Source organism: Microcoleus sp. MON1_C1, from assembly GCF_036701945.1.
GTDB lineage: Bacteria > Cyanobacteriota > Cyanobacteriia > Cyanobacteriales > Microcoleaceae > Microcoleus.
On the sequence record NZ_JAUBRO010000003.1, the window covers coordinates 1 to 19,656 of the forward strand.

The following is a 19,656-nucleotide window of genomic DNA, read 5'->3' on the forward strand; positions in this document are numbered from 1 at the left end:
TGGTTTACCGCTTTGGGTATCTCCACGATGGCTTTCAACTTGAACGGTTTCAACTTCAACCAATCGATTATCGACTCTCAAGGTCGTGTCATCAACACTTGGGCTGATGTCATCAACCGCGCTAACTTGGGTATGGAAGTGATGCACGAGCGCAACGCTCACAACTTCCCTCTCGACTTGGCTGCTGGTGAAACTACTCCCGTAGCAATGGTTGCTCCTTCTATCAACGGCTAAGTTTTAGCTTTTGATTAACAAAAAGCGCTCCTAGTAATAGGGGCGCTTTTTGTTTGGGGAAAAATATTTTTACTGCGGGGATTGGAAGTATAGCAGTCGCTAAGGCAGTTAGGACGCTTGACCTAAGACATCTTCAATTACCAGAATGTAAACAATCAAACTGTTCCAGTTGTTGGCGGCTTCGACTCTTTAATCAAGACTCTTCTTGGCTCAATCTTCTTTAGGTAGAGGAGAATATGGTGGTAAGTACACTAATGTTTCAAAAAAAATTTTGTTCAATAAATAACCATCAATAGCTGTGCGATCGAGCTTTTTAATTTTCCCATCCCTGAAGTGCTACGAAGCTACTGCAAAATCTGTGTACTGCCGCATCCCAGGCTCGTGAAATGCCAAAACAATATCTTCCTTGGGAACTCCAGCGCGCACCAAATCCGTTGCAATCCCATCTTCAGTCCAGTCTTCCTCAATCCAGAATTTGCGATCGCGAATCCGAACGTACACAGTGATACCGGTAATGCGATCGCCCTTTTGCCAGCCCAGATTCATCCACATATAATTACCGTTTTATTCGTCGGTAATTAAGAATATTTCCTCGCCATCCGGCCCAAGCCTGCATTGCAAGCCCGCATGAGCGAACTGCTCGATCGCCATAAACATGGTATGCTCGATCGCTCGGAAGAAGTCGAACTCGATCGATACTTGCTCCTAGAACATTGGGTGCGTTTAGCCAAAGCTCATGCTTATAAACACTTACAGACAGCAGCATGAGTTCCGAAATGGCACTACCCGTCTTTCTAAAAGCTGTTTTCTTGCTTTTTCAGTAAGCCCTAATTATAATCAAAGTGTCAATGTCGATTGTAAAGAGTAGATTCAACCATTTTACATAAAAAAATTCAGCGCGTAGATAAAGGATTCGATCGATTTATTGGGGAGATATCAACGGGAATATATCGGGAAAACCCTGATTTAAAACTGTTGTTAATTTCGGAACAATGATATTGCATACTGCAACAAATAAAAGTATGAAAGCATTTATAAGTCATAGCAGTGTAGATAAACCATTTGTCGAGCGTCTGGCAACAGATTTACGCACCCGCGAAGGAATTGATGCTTGGTTAGATAAATGGGAAATTCTCCCTGGTGACAAGATACCTGAGAAACTTGAAGAAGGTCTTTCTAGTGCGGACATTTTTATTTTGGTACTGTCACCGGAAAGCGTCAACTCTCAGTGGGTTAGCTACGAGAAGGACGCATGGTTGACTGCACAAGTAAACGAGGAAGTAGCCGCTAAAAAAGAGTCGCGTACCCCCAACCGCCGCTTGATACCTGTCCTTTATAAAGACTGTGAAAAGCCATTTTTTCTCCAATCTTTTTTACACGTAAGCATAAACGACCAAAACTATGAGGATGGTTTTCAACAACTTGTCAGAGGTATTCGGGGTGAGTCTGGCAAGCCACCTCTCAAGGGTGAGACTACGGCTACACCTGTTTCTCCATTACCTGAAGGACAATTTGACTCCGGTGTTGCGCCGAGAATACTAGCTTTTAATCTGCTCAAAAGCCTCTTAACATCGCAGTTTGACGAAGTTATTTTCCGCTACGATATAGACGAATCTCAACTACCAACGAATGTGGCACAAGTGCAAAAGGCTACAGATGTTATTAAATTTGCCCGTCAAAAAGAAGGAGGGTCTCTTTCAGGATTGCTAGATGCTATTTATCAAGTTGCTCCACATTTGAGGAAGTAGGCTGAATGGCCGATCGAAATGAGCTATTAAACCACCTTAAGAAGTTGAGTCCTGCTCAATTTGAGGAAGTGTTGTTCCGTTTAAACATTGACCTCTCGATTATTCCAAGCCCTTGGGCAGAGCAAAGCCTTAGAGCTATCAGAGTCATCCAAAGGCTCGAGCAAGAGCAGGATGGACTCGTTCGCCTAGAAAAAACGCTTGCTGAACCCGCAATCTCAATCGTTGGCAAGCAATATATCGGATATGAGATTGAAGCTCAAGTAAGGCAAATTGTCAGCGATTACACCCAACAGCCATTTGAGGGACGCGAAGAAGAAAAGCGTCAACTAGATGAATTTTTGACAAACAATTCTAGTGGCGTGTTGTTGGTAACGGCTGCTGCTGGCTTTGGGAAATCAGCTCTATTATCTCACTGGCAAAAGACGCGACAGGATGATTTTTTTATTGCCTATCACTGTTTTAGCAACCGTTACGAAAAAACGCGATCGGTTTCTGAAGCCTATCGCCATTTGCTGAAGCAACTTTATTATTATTACAAAATCAGGAACGGGCAGTACCCGAATGATGAGTATAGGATGCGGGATATTCTTGTGGGGATGCTGCGCGAACCTGTTTCGGAAGATGGCAAACGCCTAGTGATAGTTTTAGACGGGTTAGATGAAGCAGACAAAACTTTTGAGCCGTTTTTTACCTCTCTACCTGCTGGTGTATTTGTCATTGCTTCAGCACGAGCCGAAAAAGGGGAGAAGCCAGAATACCTGCGTAACTGGATAGATAATGCCCAGCAGATATTACCCCTTGAGTGGCTACCTCGTGAGGCAATTCCTAAGTGGCTAGAGAAAATCAGCGAGTTAGCTACCTATTCGCAAGATGGCGATTTTGTCGCAAGACTGGCTAAGACAACGGATAGATTCCCGCTCTACCTACGTTATCTCATTGATGATTTGAGACAGGCGGCCATAAAACGTCAGGATGTGCAAGCGGTACTTAAAGATAGTCCAGGAGGCTTCAAAGATTATGTGAAAGAACAGTTTCGGCAACTGGCAAAAATAAAGGAGATAAAGCGGCAACCGGAAGTGCAGGAATTGTTCGCCTTACTGTCAGTAGCACTGGGAGCGCTATCAGAGCATGATATTCAGCATTTAACCAGTCTGACTGTATGGGATTTGGCAGATTTACCCTGGCAGGCAACACGGTGGTTCAGTATTCAAGCAGGTATCTACAGCTTTGCTCACCCATTACTAGCCCAAGAGTTTTGCGGTGTGCTAGGGCCTCAGGCTTCCTCGGCTGAAGGCAAGTTAATTGAATACTGTGCTAAATGGCAGGAAAAGCATAGTGATTATGTGTTGCGGCATTATGCCGAACACCTGAGAAAAGCGAAGCGCTGGGAAGAGTTGTATAAACTCGCACGGGATGAAGAGTTTGCATCTGCCCAATTGCAACAATTACTTGATGAACCCGATCTATCTTTGAAAACTGTGCAAACTGCTTTGCTGGGTGCTGCTGAGGAAGACAAGGCAGAGATAATAGCCGAGTTTTTGCTATTACACGCACGGCTTGTAGATTCGCCAGAATCACCACTAGAGGGGCTACGATCTCGTAGTTTAGAAAGAGCATGGAGACTAGCGGATGGATGGGAAATTGAACGCTGCATCCTGTGGTATCTGCTGCTGACGTGGGAATTGAAGGATGAGGGCAAATTAGAGCAAGCACGGGAGACTTTGGATAGATTGCAGCAGCAGAATTTGCCACGTTTTCAAATAGGGACCGCCACCCATTGGCAAGGTGATTATGCTGCTTATCTTCTAGCCCATATTTTTGAAGTAAATGAGGAAGCCTGTATTGCTTTGCAGCAGAGGCTTTTTCAATATATGACTCGCTACCGACTTTGCCAAATTCTCATCAATCGCGAAAGACTTCAAACGGCGCTGAAAATTGCGGAAGGAATTCTTTTAGAACTTAAGCAGTGGTATCCATTACGAAATATATTAAAAGCGCAAATAGAGAAAGGAAATACTCAAGAAACAAAATCTATCTTGGCAAAATCCCTTGAGATTACTAGGAAAACCTTTCCGAGGCAGTTGTGGCTATGGGGGATGGGTGATGTAGCTAAAGCACAAATGGAAGTGGGACAGATGGAGGAAGCAAAAGCGACCTTTGCCGAAGCTATTGAAACTGCTGAGAATTTAAAGGCAAAGGCTCGAACGAATATCTTGATTGCGATCACAAATTTACAGGCAGATGTAGGATTATTTTTGGATGCCCGCGAAACGCTGCAACGTATTGATATGCAAGGTGCATCCGCAGCTTCCTGGATATCTCTTGCCGAGGTACAAGCAAAAATTAGGGATAAAGAACAGGCAATAACTTCACTGAGTCAAGCGAAACAATTAGCCAGAAATAATGAGGATAAAAACTCCTTTTATCATATTCTTAATACCATAGCCAGCAAGCAGTCACAAATGGGTCGATTGGCAGAGGCGAATGAGACTATTGAAGAACTTGCAAGTCTTCAACCTTTTAACCAACCGCACGATCCGGCTGAAATATTTGAAAAAATTCCAGAAGATCGAGACTCAGCACTGTTGAAAACCGTGCAAGAACATTTAGCAGCAGGACAATTGGAGGAAGCACTTAAAACTAGCAGTGACATTCAAGAACAAAGTACACAAGAGGATGCTGCGGTACAAATAGCCATAGCATACGCTCATGCTAAAAACTTTAGTAAAGCGATCGAGATTGCTAATCAACTATTTAATCAAGTCAAAAAGGTTGAACTTCTACAGTCGATCGCTATAATACAGCTACAAGCTGGCCTAGTCCAAGAATCACGAGATACATTGGCAATGGGAATCAAAGTTTCCTTTGCTTCTGAGCTTTCATATCAACAAGCTTTGGCTTTGGTAAATTTGGCAGATTTGCTTGTAGAAAATCATCACAACAAGCAAGGTATAGATTATGCTAATGATGTCTATAAAATTACCAGTCAAATTCATAATAAGAAAGACAGAGTAAAGGTTCTAGCATTATTAGGCGAAGTATACGCTAAAGCAGGTCAAAAAAATAATGCCAAAGATATCTTCGCTGAGGCGATTGAGATTATACAGACGGTTGAAAAGCAAAATTCTCCCAATTCTGTTAACGAGTCTGTTGTTAAACTGTTTGCAACAATAGGTATAGCACAGGCAAGAGCAAGAGAGTTTAATGGTGCTTTAGAGACAGTACAAAAAATTGAAATTATTGGTATTAAAGCCCAGGTACTTAAAACACTAGCACAGGTACACCCAGATGCAGAACAAGAGGAAATATTAAAGACAGCCCTTGCGACTACTTATGAAGATGCTCTCAGTTCTTTTAGTTTGGTATTTGACCATTTAGCGACAACTCTAAGTTCCATAGCAGTGGCTCAAATGGCACTTGGAGATAGAGAAGTAGCATTAGCTATTTTTTCTGAAGCCCTTGAGATAGTAAAAGAGGATACAGCCCAAGGAATCAAGACAAATCCAGACTCACTTCTATCAAGAATAGCAGCAGACCAAGCAGAGGTAGGAGAGATTACTCTTGCCTTGGAAAATGTTAACAAAATTGAGGATAGATTGGAACAAGTAATAACACTGTATTATAGTGCTGCATTTCAATGGAATAAAGGAGACAAAGAAGAGATATGGAATACACTTAATGCTGCTATTAAAGCCCAAGAAAAAATTACAGATGAAGACAAGCAACTTCAAGCAATTGAGCGGATTGCTTACATACAGGCAATGGCAGGACAAGTGGAACAGGCATTCCGTACAGCAGGAAAAATCTTAACTAACCGTCATCAACTATTGTGCAACATTGCTGCTATCCTTGTCCAAATTCAAGACAAAGATAACTTCAAAAAGCTGTTAATTTCCTGTGTTTACTCCTCCGATACTGCCTATAAAATGTGTACTATTCTAGCGAGGCTGTATCCTAACAAGGCAGAATCGGTCGCTGAGAAAGTAAAAAAATTATCTTGAATTAAATCGATAAAATAGTAAATCTATAAAAGGAATAAACCAATGCCAAAACAAGACCCAGCCAAATTAAAAAAAGTATCTGTCAACCTTCCCTTCGGCATCGGTGGCGCAGAGTGGGAAGCTGATGTAACCGAACGAAAAGCAGCATGGGCGCTTTACGTGGAACTGGTAACTCGCATTACTGTAGAATCGCTTCAATCCGACCAAGGACTGTTACGAGAAGCTCTAAATTCGCTCTACAAAATGTTTGAGATTACACGTCAAATTCTCAGAGAAGCTGGCCCTGATGTAGGCATATCATATAACTCTGTTGGCGGAATTGCTATTGCTGTACTCAATCAAGGTTTGCGTCCATTTCTGTCTAAATGGCATCCTTTACTACAGGCATGGGAGGCACAGTGTCCCCCCAATACTAGCCCTAAAGAACATGAAAAAAACTGGTCACAGGAGCCTCAGTTGCGTCAAGAATTGCGATTACTCAGTGAAAACTTAGATGAATATGTTAAAGCCTTGGCACAAATTGTAGGAGTAAAAAAATAATTTTTTCTATTTCTTTAAATTTATCATCTGTGTTCTAAATCATTCTTTCGTACAGACTCACAGTACACGTCTTTTTAGAAAAGAATGCTTTTGAGCTTAAAATATCCGATCTGGCAAGCTGAATAATCGCATTTACTCAAATAGTCAAAAGGATGCCATTCATTTTTACTAATGGCTTCAAAGTAAGAACCATCTTGCTGTGCAGTATGGGGTTGTATATTGCTAACATCAGCATAGTACATATAGCAAATTTCGTTCGTTTGAGTGCCAACAATATATTTACCTAACGGCACAACCTGAACAGAAAACCCAGATTCTTCATCTACCTCTCTGATTGCTGCTTTCTCTGGTGACTCGCCCGTCTCTATCCCCCCAGTAATGGGGCAAGGATAGAGCGGAAGTTCTTCATTTAGCTCGGAACTATCGATACAGAGGGGTTGCTGTCTAATCAGGACTTCATATTCTATTTCTCTTCCAGCAACATTGCTTTTTCTGACTAAGAATATAGCTACTGAGTCTTTTCCTTTTCTTTCCAAGTAATGAAATCCCCTGGCAGTTTGCTTCACAGTAATCCAATTGGTCGTAAAAATATTTTTTTCCTGGCTCATTTTACTGATTCCAAACTTACCTAAAACAGCAGAAGTCCCGCGCCTAACCGATATAGTACCGCGATCGAAAGCTTTAACGAGGAATAGGTAATTGGCGGCTGTAACAGCCATTACCCATTCCTCATGCTAAACCCTAGCTGCCGCCAATCCGAGCGACATCGCGAGCATTTTCTTCAAATGCAGCCGTCAGCGCATCATCACCGCTTAAACCCGATGCGATCGCCCTTTCAATAGCCTGCAACACCCGCTTATAATCCCTCGGCATCACCTTCACAAACACCGGCACCATCTCATCCCACGCAGCCAGAACCTTCGATGCCTTCGCACTTCCAGTCAAATCAACGTGAGTCTGAAGCATTTGCCGCAAATCGCTAATTTCCTCAACATCCTCCAATTTTTCCAAATCCACCATCGACATATTGCAGCGAGTTGCAAAATCCCCCGCCTCATCCAAAATGTAAGCAACACCGCCACTCATACCCGCTGCAAAATTGCGCCCGGTTTCACCCAAAACTACAACTTTGCCGCCAGTCATGTACTCGCAACCGTGATCGCCCACACCTTCAACTACTGCATTTACGCCGGAGTTACGCACCCCAAAACGTTCGCCCGCCATCCCTCGGATGAAAACCTCGCCGGATGTCGCGCCGTAAAGCACTACGTTACCGACAATCACGTTTTCTTCCGCGACAAAGGTAGAATCTGGCGACGGATATAGGATGATTTTGCCGCCGCTGAGCCCTTTGCCGAGGTAGTCGTTAGCTTCGCCTTCGAGCTCCAGGGTGACTCCCTTGGGCACGAATGCCCCAAAGCTTTGCCCCGCGCTGCCTTGGAAGTGCAGGTGCACCGTGTCATCCGGCAAACCTTCCCAGTTGCGTTTGGTGATTTCGTTGCCGAGAATTGTGCCGACAACGCGGTTGACATTGGTAATCGGCAGTTTGGCGTGTACTTTTTCGCCATTTTCGATCGCACCTTTGCACAAATCCAGCAGTACACTCATGTCGAGAGACTTCGACAACCCGTGATCCTGCGCCATCTGACAATAGCGCCCGACATCCGCCCCAACCTCCGGCTGATAAAGGATTTTCGAGAAATCCAAACCCTTAGCCTTCCAGTGTTCCACAGCTTGCTGAGGTTCCAAAACATCAGTCCGCCCCACCATTTCATTCAGCGTGCGGAAGCCCAACTGCGCCATAATTTCCCGGACTTCCTGGGCGACGAAGGTCATAAAGTTTACCGTGTGCTCGGGGTCGCCGGTAAAGTTTTTCCGCAGCAGCGGGTCTTGCGTCGCCACACCCACCGGGCAAGTGTTCAGGTGGCAAACGCGCATCATGATGCAGCCCAATGTCACCAGCGGCGCGGTCGCAAAACCGAATTCCTCAGCGCCAAGCAGTGCAGCAATTACTACATCGCGGCCGGTTTTCATTTGACCGTCAGTTTCTACGACAATTCGGCTGCGGAGATTGTTGAGAACCAAAGTTTGGTGAGTTTCCGCCAGTCCCAATTCCCAAGGTAATCCCGCGTGTTTGATCGAAGTTTGGGGCGAAGCGCCGGTACCGCCGTCGTAGCCGGAAATCAACACGACATCGGCGTGGGCTTTCGCAACCCCGGCCGCGATCGTCCCGACTCCAACTTCCGACACGAGTTTCACGCTGATCCGCGCTTCCCGGTTGGAATTTTTCAAGTCGTGAATCAATTCGGCCAAATCTTCGATCGAATAAATGTCGTGGTGAGGAGGAGGCGAAATCAATCCCACACCCGGAGTCGAGTTTCGTACCTTCGCAATCCACGGGTATACTTTTTTACCGGGCAACTGTCCGCCTTCACCTGGTTTCGCGCCTTGCGCCATCTTGATTTGCAGTTCCCGCGCTTGGGAAAGGTACAAGCTGGTAACGCCGAAACGCCCGGAAGCAACTTGTTTGATCGCGCTGTTTTTCGAGTCGCCGCGATCGTTCGTCCAAGTGTAGCGTTCCGGATCTTCTCCGCCTTCACCGGTGTTCGATTTGCCACCAATGCGGTTCATCGCTACTGCTAGCGATTCGTGGGCTTCTTTAGAAATCGAACCGTAACTCATCGCCCCAGTTTTGAAGCGTTTGAGAATAGATTCGATCGGCTCAACTTCCTCAATGGGTATCGATTCCCGCTGTTTGAATTGCAACAAACCGCGCAAGGTAAAATGCTGCTGGTTTTGTTCGTTTACGAGTCCAGAATACTGTTTGAAAAGCGTATAACTGCCCTCGCGCACTGACTTTTGCAGCGCGTGAATTGTCTGCGGACTAAACAAATGCGCTTCGCCTTCTTTCCGCCACTGATATTCGCCGCCGACATCGAGAGTATGTCCGCTGGCTGGGCGATCGGGGAATGCGTGATTATGGCGTAAAATTGCTTCTTGGGCGAGGACTTCGAGGTCTACGCCTTCAATCCGCGAGGCTGTCCAAGCAAAGTATTTATCGACTACGGATTTGTTTAAGCCGATCGCCTCAAATATCTGTGCGCCACGGTAACTTTGAATTGTGGAAATACCAATTTTCGAGGCAACTTTCGTCACGCCTTTAGTTGCGGCTTTGATGTAGTTTTTGCAAGCTGTTTTGTACTCGACATTTAGCAGCAATCCTTCGCGGATCGAATCGGCGATCGTCTCAAAGGCCAAATACGGATTAATCGCGCCGCAACCATATCCAATAAGTGTCGCAAAGTGATGAACTTCGCGCGGTTCGCCGGATTCGAGAACGAGTCCCGCCCGCGTGCGCGTACCTTTACGGATCAAGTGGTGGTGCAGGCCCGCAACTGCCAGCAGCGCCGGAATTGCAGCTTTGTCTGGACTGATCCCCCGATCGCTCAAAATGATGATATTCACCCCGGAGGCGATCGCGCTGTCTGCTGCTGCAAAAACCTCTTCTAAAGCCTGTTCAAGACCTTTCACACCGCTTTTGGGGTCAAACAAAATCGGCACGGTGATGGACTTGAAATTGCCCTCATTTACGTGTTGGAGCTTAGCTAATTCTTCATTGCTGAGAATTGGCGTTTTCAGTTCAATTAAATGACAGCTTTCCGGTTCTGGTTTGAGCAAATTGCGTTCAGCGCCGATCGTAGTTTCGGCAGAAGTCACAATTTCTTCGCGGATAGAATCGATCGGCGGATTGGTAACTTGAGCAAACAACTGCTGGAAGTATTCATAAAGCAGTTTTGGCCGATTGGAAAGCACCGCCAGTGGCGTATCCGCACCCATCGCGCCGACAGCTTCCACGCCATCTTTTGCCATCGGTGCTAACAGTAACCGCAGTTCTTCAAAGGTGTAGCCAAAGGCCATTTGCCGCTGCAATAATGTTTCGGGATGAGATTCTGCTACTGCAGGCGCATCTTTGAGTTTGGCGATTTCGACCATGTGCTGGTCGATCCACTGGCGGTACGGGTGTTCTGTGGCGATTTTGGTCTTAATTTCCTCGTCAGAGACGATGCGGCCTTCCTCGGTATTTACCAGGAACATCCGCCCCGGTTGCAAGCGACCTTTTGATACAATTCGTTCTGGGGCGATCGGCAAAACTCCAGCTTCCGATGCCATAATTACCAAGTCGTCTTTGGTAACGCAGTAGCGGGAAGGGCGCAAACCGTTGCGATCGAGCACTGCCCCGATCGAAGTACCATCGGTAAAGGCGATAGAAGCTGGGCCGTCCCAAGGTTCCATCAAGCAAGAATGGTATTCATAGAAAGCCTTTTTCTCGTCACTCATCGACTCGTGGGCTGTCCAAGGTTCGGGAATCATCATCATTACGGCGTGAGGCAAAGAACGCCCGGCCAAAGTCAGCAATTCCAAAGCATTGTCAAAAATCGTCGAGTCGCTGCCTTCGATATTGATTAAATTGGGGATTTTCTTTAAGTCATCGCCGAATAGTTCCGACTCGAACAGCGATTGCCGCGCGTGCATCCAGTTAATGTTGCCGCGCATCGTGTTAATTTCGCCGTTGTGGGCGATGTAGCGGTAAGGGTGCGATCGTTCCCAACTCGGAAAAGTATTCGTGCTGAAGCGCGAGTGAACCAGGGCTAGAGCGCTTTCCATGTCGGGATCGTGCAGTTCGGGATAGTAATCTCCCACTTGCACCGGCATTAACATACCCTTGTAGACGATCGTCCGGCAGGAGAGTGTGGAATTATACCAGTATGGGTCTGTGTTAGTCCTGCGAATCGCATTGTGAGCACGCTTGCGGATGACGTACAGTTTCCGCTCGAAAGCCTCCTCGTCGATACCTGCGGCCCGCCGGAGGAACACTTGCTGCATGAAGGGTTCGCTAGATTTGGCGGTGTCGCCGAGGGACGAGTTGTTGGTGGGAACATCGCGCCAGCCCAGCACTTCCTGGCCTTCTTCTGCGGCGATTTCCTCAAAAATGCGTTTGCCGTTTTCGCGTTCAGTTTGATTTGGCGACGAGTAAATCGCGCCAACGCCGTACTCGCCGGCTTCTGGAAGTTCGATGTTTAGGGCCGCAGTTACTTTCTTGAGAAACTTGTGGGGTACCTGCATCAAAATCCCTGCCCCGTCTCCGGTGTTGGGTTCGCAGCCGCACGCGCCCCGGTGGTCGAGGTTCAAGAGGATTGTCAGTGCCTGCTCGACAATTTCGTGGGATTTGTTACCCTTCATGTGTACGATGAATCCGACTCCGCAAGCGTCGTGCTCGAACTGCGGATCGTACAGACCTTGCTTTTGTGGCAGTCCGTTGCTGTTCATTTTGATGCTCCTGTCAAAGTGGCGAAAAGATGTTGATCTAGAGTAGAGGATGGGATGCCGATCGCTCTAGTATCATGTATTATATGTGGATCTACTCAATTGGGTAGAGCTACCAAAAAATCCCAACTTATTCGATCCGAGTAAAAAAATAGTTAAAGCCGATAACTTAACTATGGAACCCGGAGATTAAAGATTTATGCTTAAAGACTCTTCAATTATTAGCGTATCTCCTGAGATTATGGGCGGAACCCCAGTATTTGCTTGTACGAGGGTTCCGGTACAAACACTTCTGGACTATCTAAAAGCAGGAGAATCCATTGATGATTTTTTAGATGGATTTCCAACCGTAACTAAAGAGCAAGTTATCGCGTTGCTGGAACAGGTAGAAAAACAGCTCGTTGGCATGGTAGCATAACGAATGAAGCTTCTTTTGGATGAGTGTATAGATCGCAGATTTGCCAGAGAATTTGTTGACTATGAGATAAAAACAGTTCCACAAATGGGATGGGCAGGTGTAAAAAATGGTCAACTTCTTGCACTTGCAGAAGCAGAGTTTGATCTTTGCATCACCGTCGATCGCAACTTATCATTTTAACAAAATTTACCACAGTTTGATATTGCGGTAATTGTTCTACAAGCACCATCTAATCGCTTGGCTGATTTGAAGCCTTTAGCTTCAAAAGTTTTAGCGATTTTAGCAAGGGCAACTACTGAACAAGTTACGATTGTCAGTGCATAGTTTTAATAAATACGGTCTATGCAGTTATTCCCAACTACTCAATCCCCGATCGCCAATTAACTCTATCGCACTGTTAGTCCGACTTTATCCTCAGCGTCTGGGTGACATTCTCCACCAGCATTTTGCTTTCTCATCAGCGATGAATGTTTCTGAAAAATTGCAAAAAGTCGATCGACTCAAAGCGTGGTTAGATAGCTTTCGGTCGCTTTCTCCCACCCTGGTTGCAGAATTGAAAAAACTCTATGACGTTTGGTTTACTTATCACTCCAATGCGCTGGAGGGAAATACTTTGACACAGCGCGAAACCGAATTAGTTCTAAAATCGGCATCACTGTAGGTGGCAAAACGAAAGCGAGAACACCTAGAAGTCATCGCACATCGAGATGCGATCGACTACATTGAAATGCTAACGCGATCGGACACTGCGATCGGTGAATGGGAAATTAAACAAATTGACAACTTAATTATAAGGGCGAGCGCCCCGGAGGAAGCTGGACGCTATCGGCAGTTAGAACTCAAAGCCGCCGGTACCGAATACCTCTATCCGCCTCATTATTTGCTTTCGGGTTTGATGCGGGAATTTATCCAATGGCTCAACAGTGATAAAATCAGATCGTTACATCCGCTAGAGTTGGCAGCTAAAGCACATCTTCGCTTTGTTTCGATTCATCCATTTCGGGATGGTAACGAACCCAACGGGCGGCTATTGATGAATCTGCTGCTGTTGCGGGCGGTATATCCCATGGTCATTATCTCTAACCAGATGCTAGAAGTTTGGCAGCAGCAGTCTCAAGAGGTGGAGTAGGATTCACCTTTAATCAATATTCAAGAACCAGCGCCCTTTCTATGAAGATTTGATGTAGATTGGGGCGATCGAGCGAATACCGGGTGACAACAGCTATGTTGGTTTTGCTATGGTTGTTAAGGCAAGTCGATCGGGCCAAGCAGACAAAAGTGCAAAAATCTACAGTCCCCTAAGCGGTTCCCGCAGGTGGGCTTCGGTTTTAACTATAGATTAGTTAATCTCAAAAAACAACGTCCTTTACCAAAGGATTCAGCAAGCAATCCTCAAGGAGTAAAAATCATGGTTCAGATTCAAGAAATTTCTCAAGTATCTACTCTGCACGCACCTGCAGCACCCAACGCAGTAGCCGCTACAGAATTGCGGCCTTGGGGCTCATTTACGACTCTAGAAGAAGGCCCCGGATATAAAATTAAGCGGATCGAAGTTAAGTCAGGACACCGCCTCAGCCTGCAAATGCACCACCACCGCAGCGAACACTGGATTGTGGTTTCTGGTACTGCAAAAGTTACTTGCGGCGAAACTGAACAAGTTCTGTTTACAAATCAGTCTACCTACGTTCCTCAGTGCACTTCTCACCGGCTGGAAAATCCGGGAGTTATCCCCCTGGTTTTAATTGAGGTGCAGAATGGCGAATATCTGGGAGAAGATGATATTATCCGCTTTCAAGATGATTATGCTCGTAATGAAAAGGCTAAGTAACTCAAGTTGCTAAAAATATAGAGGTAACGTGCGCGGCAGAAGTGCACCTTAAATTCTGCGGGTAAGGTATACTTCTGCCGTGTACCCTACATTCTCAAGACTCAACACTACTCCCAAATTACCAATTACCAATTACCAATTACTCATAGTCAGGAACCTCAGCCTAAAGGCATGAGGCTTGAAAGAGAAATCTAACAAGCCATCCTGACGGGCCTAAGTCTTTACTGACTACGTTTTTTGAGTCACGATACCGGAGAATGCGAAGCTAGTTTTCTGCTCTATCGCTTGCAACTAAACAGTCTTAAGGTCACTGAGACAGTGTTGCTAGCCGGCGCAAGCTCACTAAACATTGGCGAAGCTAACTTTACCCCAGAAATGGGAGCTTGAGGCAACCATACCTCACGCCTTGGGGCAACCATACCCCTCCACCCCGCAAGGGGATTCAAATTAAATGTAAAGCCGTGCTAAAAGCACGGGGTTTCTACCCATTTTTCTGATGATTCATCTGAGCAAAACAGCAGCAACAGAAGTAACGCGCCTCAAGTCGAAGCATCCGAACCCCAATGCTTTATTTCGTCTGGGCGTGGAATCGAGCGGCTGCTCGGGTTTGTCTTATACAATGGCATTTGACGATGCGCCAGCCCCAGAAGACGCTGTATGCGAGTCGGAGGGAATTTCCGTTGCGATCGACCCCCAGCACTTAAAATATCTCAATGAGCTCACCTTGGATTATTCAGAAGACTTGATGGGCGGAGGTTTCCGATTTCACAATCCCAATGCCGCCCAAAGCTGTAGCTGCGGCAACTCATTTTCGGCTAAGGAATAATAAATAGGATGACACTCAAAGACTTATAAAAAGTCCAAAAAACCTTCAAATAAGCCGATCGAGACTACCAATATCGACGCCTGTTCAGGATTAGGAATTGACGGCAATATCGCACTCAGAACTCCCGATACTTACCTTATTAGGAGTAAAGCCAACTTTCACAAATAGGGGTTGAAATTTAGGTATGTAGTTGCGCTTCAGCGCTCTTAACTTAGAGAAGAGCGCTAAAGCGCAACTACATACCTTTGTGTAATGTGCCAGTTGCGTAAGTCCTATATACCTAAGTTCCTAGAAAACCATTATGGTAAGGTGCGTCGCCCGAAACAATCTGCAAGTGTCATCGAACATCTAACACTTCTGCACCTACATATAGCCTTTCTCATAAAGATGAGGTACAATAACAGCAGTGAGTAAACCAATTCCAAAGATTTTCTGATGTAACTTCATTAAATGCAAACTCTATGGCTTTTGCTAACTCTTGATAATTAGTCGTCTTGATAGAACGGAGAATATTTTTAAGTTTTGACCATAAATTTTCAATGGGGGAGAAGTCCGGCGAATAGGGCGACAAGTATATTAATTTTGCCCCATTCTTTTTGATGGCTTTTTCTACTTCTCCTCCGGTATGAATAGTACAATTATCCATCACTACACAAGCACCTTTCCATAATTTTGGTACGAGCTTTCGGATGATAAAAGCCTCAAATGTAATTGCATCGGTTGTACCTATTAAATTGACTGATGTTAGGACTTTATTGACCGATATAGCCCCAATTATTGAGACATTTTTTCCGCGTTTATTCGGTTTTGGACCCTTGGCTCTTGAACCTTTTAGAGACCGAGCATATAACCTAACCATTGCCAAGTTAACTCCAGATTCATCAATGAATATTAAGTCTTTGAAACAAACTTCTCGGATTTTTTGCCAGAACTCATATCGCAGGTTCCGAACTCTCTCAGTACCTTTATCTGAGGGGAAAAGACTTTTTTTTTAAAGTTATGTTTAAGAGTTTTGCCATTCTTCCCATCGTTGCTATGCTGATGGTAAAACCAATTTTTTGGTACAGTAAATAACGGAGCTCGTCGAGAGTTGCATCATTATTTGCTTCAATCAATTCCGCTAAAATCAGCAGTTGTTCTGCATTCAGTTTTAATTTGACTCCGCATCGCTCAGTTCGAGGAGCAATATTTTGGGTTTCACGATACTGTTTAATCAGTTTTTGGACGAAACTAAGGGCTACACCAAAACGGTTGGCTATTGCTCTTTGTGACAGCGGTTCATTATGGTACACATCCATAATTTTTTGTCTAAAATCAATCGAATAAGTTTTCATTTTTACTAATGTGTGATACTTTCTACAACCATTGATAGTTGTCAGTCGAGTGAATGCTGTGGGTCGAGCCAATGCTGTGAGCGCTCATTTAATTAGAGCTGCATGACATTTTCGGGTTCTATATTTTTTACTTCGTTCAAGTCAGTTACATGATACCTCATCTTTCTGATAAAGGCTATATCAGCACCACATAATATATCCTTGATGAGTACAATTAGGTGTATCTCACCTCCCTGAAAAGCGCTATAGATTGTTGGTAAAACCCGCGTTTACGATCGCGCAAATTATACTATCACGAATCAACCAAGAATGATATAAAAGCTCGCTCGACTATCAACACAATCAAGCTGGCGTACCGAGAATAGTCCACTGCATTAACTGCTGCCACTCGCGAGATTGAGCTAATAAATCTGCATCGAATTCATTTCCCGCATCCTGCGAAAACTCGGCGAAAGCTTCCGCCCAATTAATTACTGTTTCCACAGGCAAATAAGGCGTATAATTCCAAGAACGCTGCAAAAACTCTACCATCTCAACAGAATGACCGGTGCGGTACAAGTACCAAGCAATCCAAACTAAGGTACTGTACTTGATTTGCTTTTCCAACAAACGTATTTTATCCGGCAACTCGGGGCGGGCAAAAAAATTGTCCATCACTGCGGCGAGGGATTTAGCCTGCGGTAAACCTTTGTACATGGCGCTTTGTTCGTGCTGGCGGTAGCAAACAGTTACTTGCTGCAGCCACTCTGCTTCGCATCCCATTAAGGCTAAACGCAGCACTAAATCTGTATCTTCCGCCGGTGGAAATCGAGGATCAAATCCGCCAGCGCGCTCTAACCACTGACGGCGAAATACCATCGCGCTGGGTAAAACTGGTTTCCACCGCAGCCACATTTCTAAGTCTAATTTAGGGACATTTTGCCAGGGTTTGACATCTTTTAGGGGTTCGCCTATACTATTAACTAGACGCCAGCCGCTGTGGACTATTCCTAGATTTGGTTGCGCTGCAAATACAGCCATTTGTGCTGCTAATTTGTCGGGAAAAAAGTAGTCGTCAGCATCGAGAAAGGCGATAAATTCTCCTCGCGATAGCTGGATACCGTGATTCCTGGCAATCGAAACTCCTTGATTTTGTTGGTAAATGTAGCGAATTCGATCGCCATATTTCTCTAAAACTAACTTGGTATCGTCTCGGGAGCCGTCGTCTACGACAATAATTTCCCAGTTAGCATAGGTTTGGTGCAGAACGCTATCTACGGCTTGGCCGACGTAAGCAGCGCAGTTGTAAGCCGGAATTACTACGCTCACCTGCGGGGTGCGATCGCTCATAATTAATATCAAGTTTTATGGATTATACCATTTTAGATTTTAGATTTTAGATTTTAGATTAAAAAACTGGAAATGACTGATGAGCATCTGGCTTGGAACTTGCCTACAGTTGCATTCTTTTTGTCAACTGGTTGGAACTGGTATTATAATCAATACGCGCTGAGCTGGTTTACGGAAATCCGCGCTTTGAAATCAAGAAAAACCATGCAACCGCTCCTACAAGATTTATTGGTAAAATCCGGTTGCGTCTTTATTGTACAATACTTATCGGGTGACCCGGAGGCTCACGCACCCGATAAGTGAGGCTTTATGAGCATAATTTGCGTTCAAGAATTTGCCAAGGTAAGTTGTCGTGAATTGAGTAAATCTTGGGGGCGAATTGCTGAAGGGTAGGAATCGCCTTTTACCTTCAAATACTTGTCAACTATTTGCACAACCTGTTCGGGATTGGCTGGCTTGCTCAAAAAATCGGAAGCACCTGTCAATTTCGCTCGCGTGCGGTCAATTATACCGTCTTGACCGGTCAAAAACACGATCGGAGTTTCCCGAAAAGCAGGCGTCTTCCGCAAAAAATTGCACAAAGCAAAGCCACTTGTCTTCGGCATCACCACGTCCATAAAAATTAAAGCCGGCTTTTGTTTGGCGAGGATGCCGACTCCCTGCATGGGGTCTTGAATTTTTAGGACTCGATATCCCTCCGGCAATAAAATTTGCTCTAAAAATTCGCACACTGTCGGACTGTCATCGATACAGGCAATCAAAGGGCGACCCGGCCCAGCGATCGCCGCGGCAAGGCGCCACTGTTCTATAGGCGACGGCAAGTCTGGTACTGTTCGGAAATTTACTAAACCCTGCTTGATGTAATTAACTAAACCGCGAGTTGCCACTGTCACGCACTGCTTTTTCTTAAATGCAATATCCCAAAGAGTATTCTCGCCGTTGAATACGTTACCCAAAGCGATCAAAGAATTAGAACTAAATCGATTTTGCTGCAACTGGGCCGACGGTTTTAAAAGCGGTGCTTGTTCTGGATCTACCAACCACAAACCCATTCCTTTCCACTTCTGCCAAATTTCTTCTGTACAACACAGAACTTTCTCTACTTCTGTTAAAGACAGCAGCAAAGAAGAGGTAATTGTAGAAAAATATTTCTGGGACGGACGCCACTCCCGGCGCAAACCCGATTGACCGATCAGAGCAAATAACACTTCGGAAAGGCTGGTGTGGACGATCGCCCTAGCTTGTTCGAGACTCATTTCGCTGGCTGCTATCCCTCGCTGAAGCAGTTGATATTCCCACAGTTCTCCAGCATCGAGGTTTCTGAGATCCACTTGAAAGTTTCGACAGTGTTGCCCGATCGCTCTGTACCAGCGCCTCGATCTGTGCGCTCCTCCCGTGGCATACACCAAACTACCCTGAAAAAAGTAAAGTTGCCATTGTTGCTCCCCTTGCTCTAACAGCAGTTTCCCCGTTGCTTGTTTCTGGCTGAGTACAGCCAGAGTATGGGACAACATTTTGTATCCGATTGCGGTAGCAGACATATCAACTCGCATCCCCTGTACTCTGTTTGTACCATTATATAGCTGCTGAGTTTTGAAAGATAACAGTAATATTACTGAAGTTAGGTTAAAAAACACCACTAATCCTGCGAATTTAACCGTCTTAGGGAGTGATTCCCCTCGGTAGTTTTAGCCATGAGGATGCAACGCCTATTTGCACTATTAACTAATAACTAAAATACTGTTTGTGACTAATAACTAATTGCCCTCGCTATCTTTGGGAGGTACTGGATCGTAACCCCCTGGATGAAAAGGATGACAGCGCAAAATCCGCTTAACCGCCATCGAGCTGCCGCGGGCCGGCCCAAATCTTTCTATTGCTTCGATCGCGTATTGGGAACAAGTTGGCTGAAATCTACAGGCGTTAGGCAGGTAAGGAGAAATCCCCATTTTGTAGCCTCGGATTAATCCGATCAGCAATATTTTCACAATTTTTACCTCAGCGATTGATTAGATTAATAGCAAAATATCGTCGCGTACCGCTGTAAGCTAGGTGAATCTAGGGCATTCCCAG

The 19,656-nt window shown here is 45.2% G+C and carries 17 protein-coding genes and 1 pseudogene; 11 read left to right on the plus strand and 7 right to left on the minus strand.

Features of this window, described 5'->3' with window-relative positions; genetic code table 11:
- Positions 1-234 (plus strand): annotated as a pseudogene (locus QUA62_RS02250) (photosystem II q(b) protein); the annotation flags it as partial.
- 336 nt (positions 235-570) lie between these two features.
- Here QUA62_RS02250 and QUA62_RS02255 read toward each other — a convergent pair.
- Positions 571-786, minus strand: coding sequence for a XisI protein (locus QUA62_RS02255; protein ID WP_333402191.1), 216 nt, complete (start codon positions 784-786; stop codon positions 571-573).
- Between the two features lie 75 nt (positions 787-861).
- On the opposite strand from QUA62_RS02255, the gene QUA62_RS02260 reads away from it, so the two are divergent.
- From QUA62_RS02260 to QUA62_RS02275, 4 genes are all read left to right on the plus strand, one after another.
- Positions 862-1,002: a hypothetical protein gene (locus tag QUA62_RS02260; protein WP_333219580.1), complete on the plus strand. Its 141-nt coding sequence runs from the start codon at positions 862-864 to the stop codon at positions 1,000-1,002.
- Positions 1,003-1,256: 254 nt separating this feature from the next.
- The gene (locus QUA62_RS02265) at positions 1,257-1,982 is read left to right on the plus strand and encodes a toll/interleukin-1 receptor domain-containing protein (protein WP_333402192.1); all 726 of its coding nucleotides are present in this window, start codon (positions 1,257-1,259) and stop codon (positions 1,980-1,982) included.
- Between the two features lie 5 nt (positions 1,983-1,987).
- Positions 1,988-5,983, plus strand: a complete 3,996-nt coding sequence (locus QUA62_RS02270) for an AAA family ATPase (RefSeq protein WP_333402193.1) — start codon at positions 1,988-1,990, stop codon at positions 5,981-5,983.
- Between the two features lie 42 nt (positions 5,984-6,025).
- Complete coding sequence (locus QUA62_RS02275) at positions 6,026-6,523, plus strand: hypothetical protein (RefSeq protein WP_333402194.1); 498 nt, start codon at positions 6,026-6,028, stop codon at positions 6,521-6,523.
- Between the two features lie 74 nt (positions 6,524-6,597).
- On the opposite strand, the gene QUA62_RS02280 is transcribed toward QUA62_RS02275, so the two are convergent.
- Positions 6,598-7,242 carry an NUDIX domain-containing protein gene (locus tag QUA62_RS02280; protein WP_333402195.1) on the minus strand — a complete coding sequence of 215 codons (645 nt, stop codon included), beginning with the start codon at positions 7,240-7,242 and terminating at the stop codon, positions 6,598-6,600.
- 22 nt (positions 7,243-7,264) lie between these two features.
- Positions 7,265-11,851 carry a glutamate synthase large subunit gene (gene gltB / locus QUA62_RS02285; RefSeq protein ID WP_333402196.1) on the minus strand — a complete coding sequence of 1,529 codons (4,587 nt, stop codon included), beginning with the start codon at positions 11,849-11,851 and terminating at the stop codon, positions 7,265-7,267.
- 196 nt (positions 11,852-12,047) lie between these two features.
- On the opposite strand from gltB, the gene QUA62_RS02290 reads away from it, so the two are divergent.
- The 6 genes from QUA62_RS02290 to QUA62_RS02315 all read left to right on the plus strand — a co-directional run bounded on the left by QUA62_RS02290 (position 12,048) and on the right by QUA62_RS02315 (position 14,920).
- Positions 12,048-12,266, plus strand: a complete 219-nt coding sequence (locus QUA62_RS02290) for a DUF433 domain-containing protein (RefSeq protein WP_333206888.1) — start codon at positions 12,048-12,050, stop codon at positions 12,264-12,266.
- A gap of 3 nt (positions 12,267-12,269) precedes the next feature.
- Positions 12,270-12,446, plus strand: coding sequence for a DUF5615 family PIN-like protein (locus QUA62_RS02295; RefSeq protein ID WP_333402197.1), 177 nt, complete (start codon positions 12,270-12,272; stop codon positions 12,444-12,446).
- 130 nt (positions 12,447-12,576) lie between these two features.
- The gene (locus tag QUA62_RS02300) at positions 12,577-12,927 is read left to right on the plus strand and encodes a hypothetical protein (RefSeq protein WP_333402198.1); all 351 of its coding nucleotides are present in this window, start codon (positions 12,577-12,579) and stop codon (positions 12,925-12,927) included.
- On the plus strand, positions 12,928-13,395 hold the full coding sequence (locus tag QUA62_RS02305; RefSeq protein ID WP_333402199.1) for a Fic family protein: 468 nt from the start codon (positions 12,928-12,930) through the stop codon (positions 13,393-13,395).
- A 279-nt stretch (positions 13,396-13,674) separates the two neighbouring features.
- Entirely contained in the window at positions 13,675-14,094 is a 420-nt protein-coding gene (locus tag QUA62_RS02310; RefSeq protein WP_333219561.1) for a cupin domain-containing protein, read from the plus strand.
- A 496-nt stretch (positions 14,095-14,590) separates the two neighbouring features.
- Positions 14,591-14,920: an iron-sulfur cluster assembly accessory protein gene (locus QUA62_RS02315; RefSeq protein ID WP_333070615.1), complete on the plus strand. Its 330-nt coding sequence runs from the start codon at positions 14,591-14,593 to the stop codon at positions 14,918-14,920.
- Positions 14,921-15,299: 379 nt separating this feature from the next.
- On the opposite strand, the gene QUA62_RS02320 is transcribed toward QUA62_RS02315, so the two are convergent.
- The 4 genes from QUA62_RS02320 to yidD all read right to left on the minus strand — a co-directional run bounded on the left by QUA62_RS02320 (position 15,300) and on the right by yidD (position 19,571).
- A protein-coding gene (locus tag QUA62_RS02320; protein ID WP_333402200.1) for an IS630 family transposase occupies positions 15,300-16,254 on the minus strand; the annotation gives its coding sequence in 2 pieces (ribosomal slippage) (positions 15,300-15,903 and positions 15,902-16,254; 957 coding nt in all).
- A 342-nt stretch (positions 16,255-16,596) separates the two neighbouring features.
- Positions 16,597-17,583, minus strand: a complete 987-nt coding sequence (locus QUA62_RS02325) for a glycosyltransferase (protein ID WP_333402201.1) — start codon at positions 17,581-17,583, stop codon at positions 16,597-16,599.
- Positions 17,584-17,909: 326 nt separating this feature from the next.
- Positions 17,910-19,124 (minus strand): response regulator, encoded by a 1,215-nt coding sequence (locus QUA62_RS02330; RefSeq protein WP_333219555.1) that lies wholly within the window; start codon positions 19,122-19,124, stop codon positions 17,910-17,912.
- A 216-nt stretch (positions 19,125-19,340) separates the two neighbouring features.
- Entirely contained in the window at positions 19,341-19,571 is a 231-nt protein-coding gene (gene yidD / locus QUA62_RS02335) for a membrane protein insertion efficiency factor YidD (protein WP_190655801.1), read from the minus strand.
- Between the last annotated feature and the right edge of the window lie 85 nt (positions 19,572-19,656).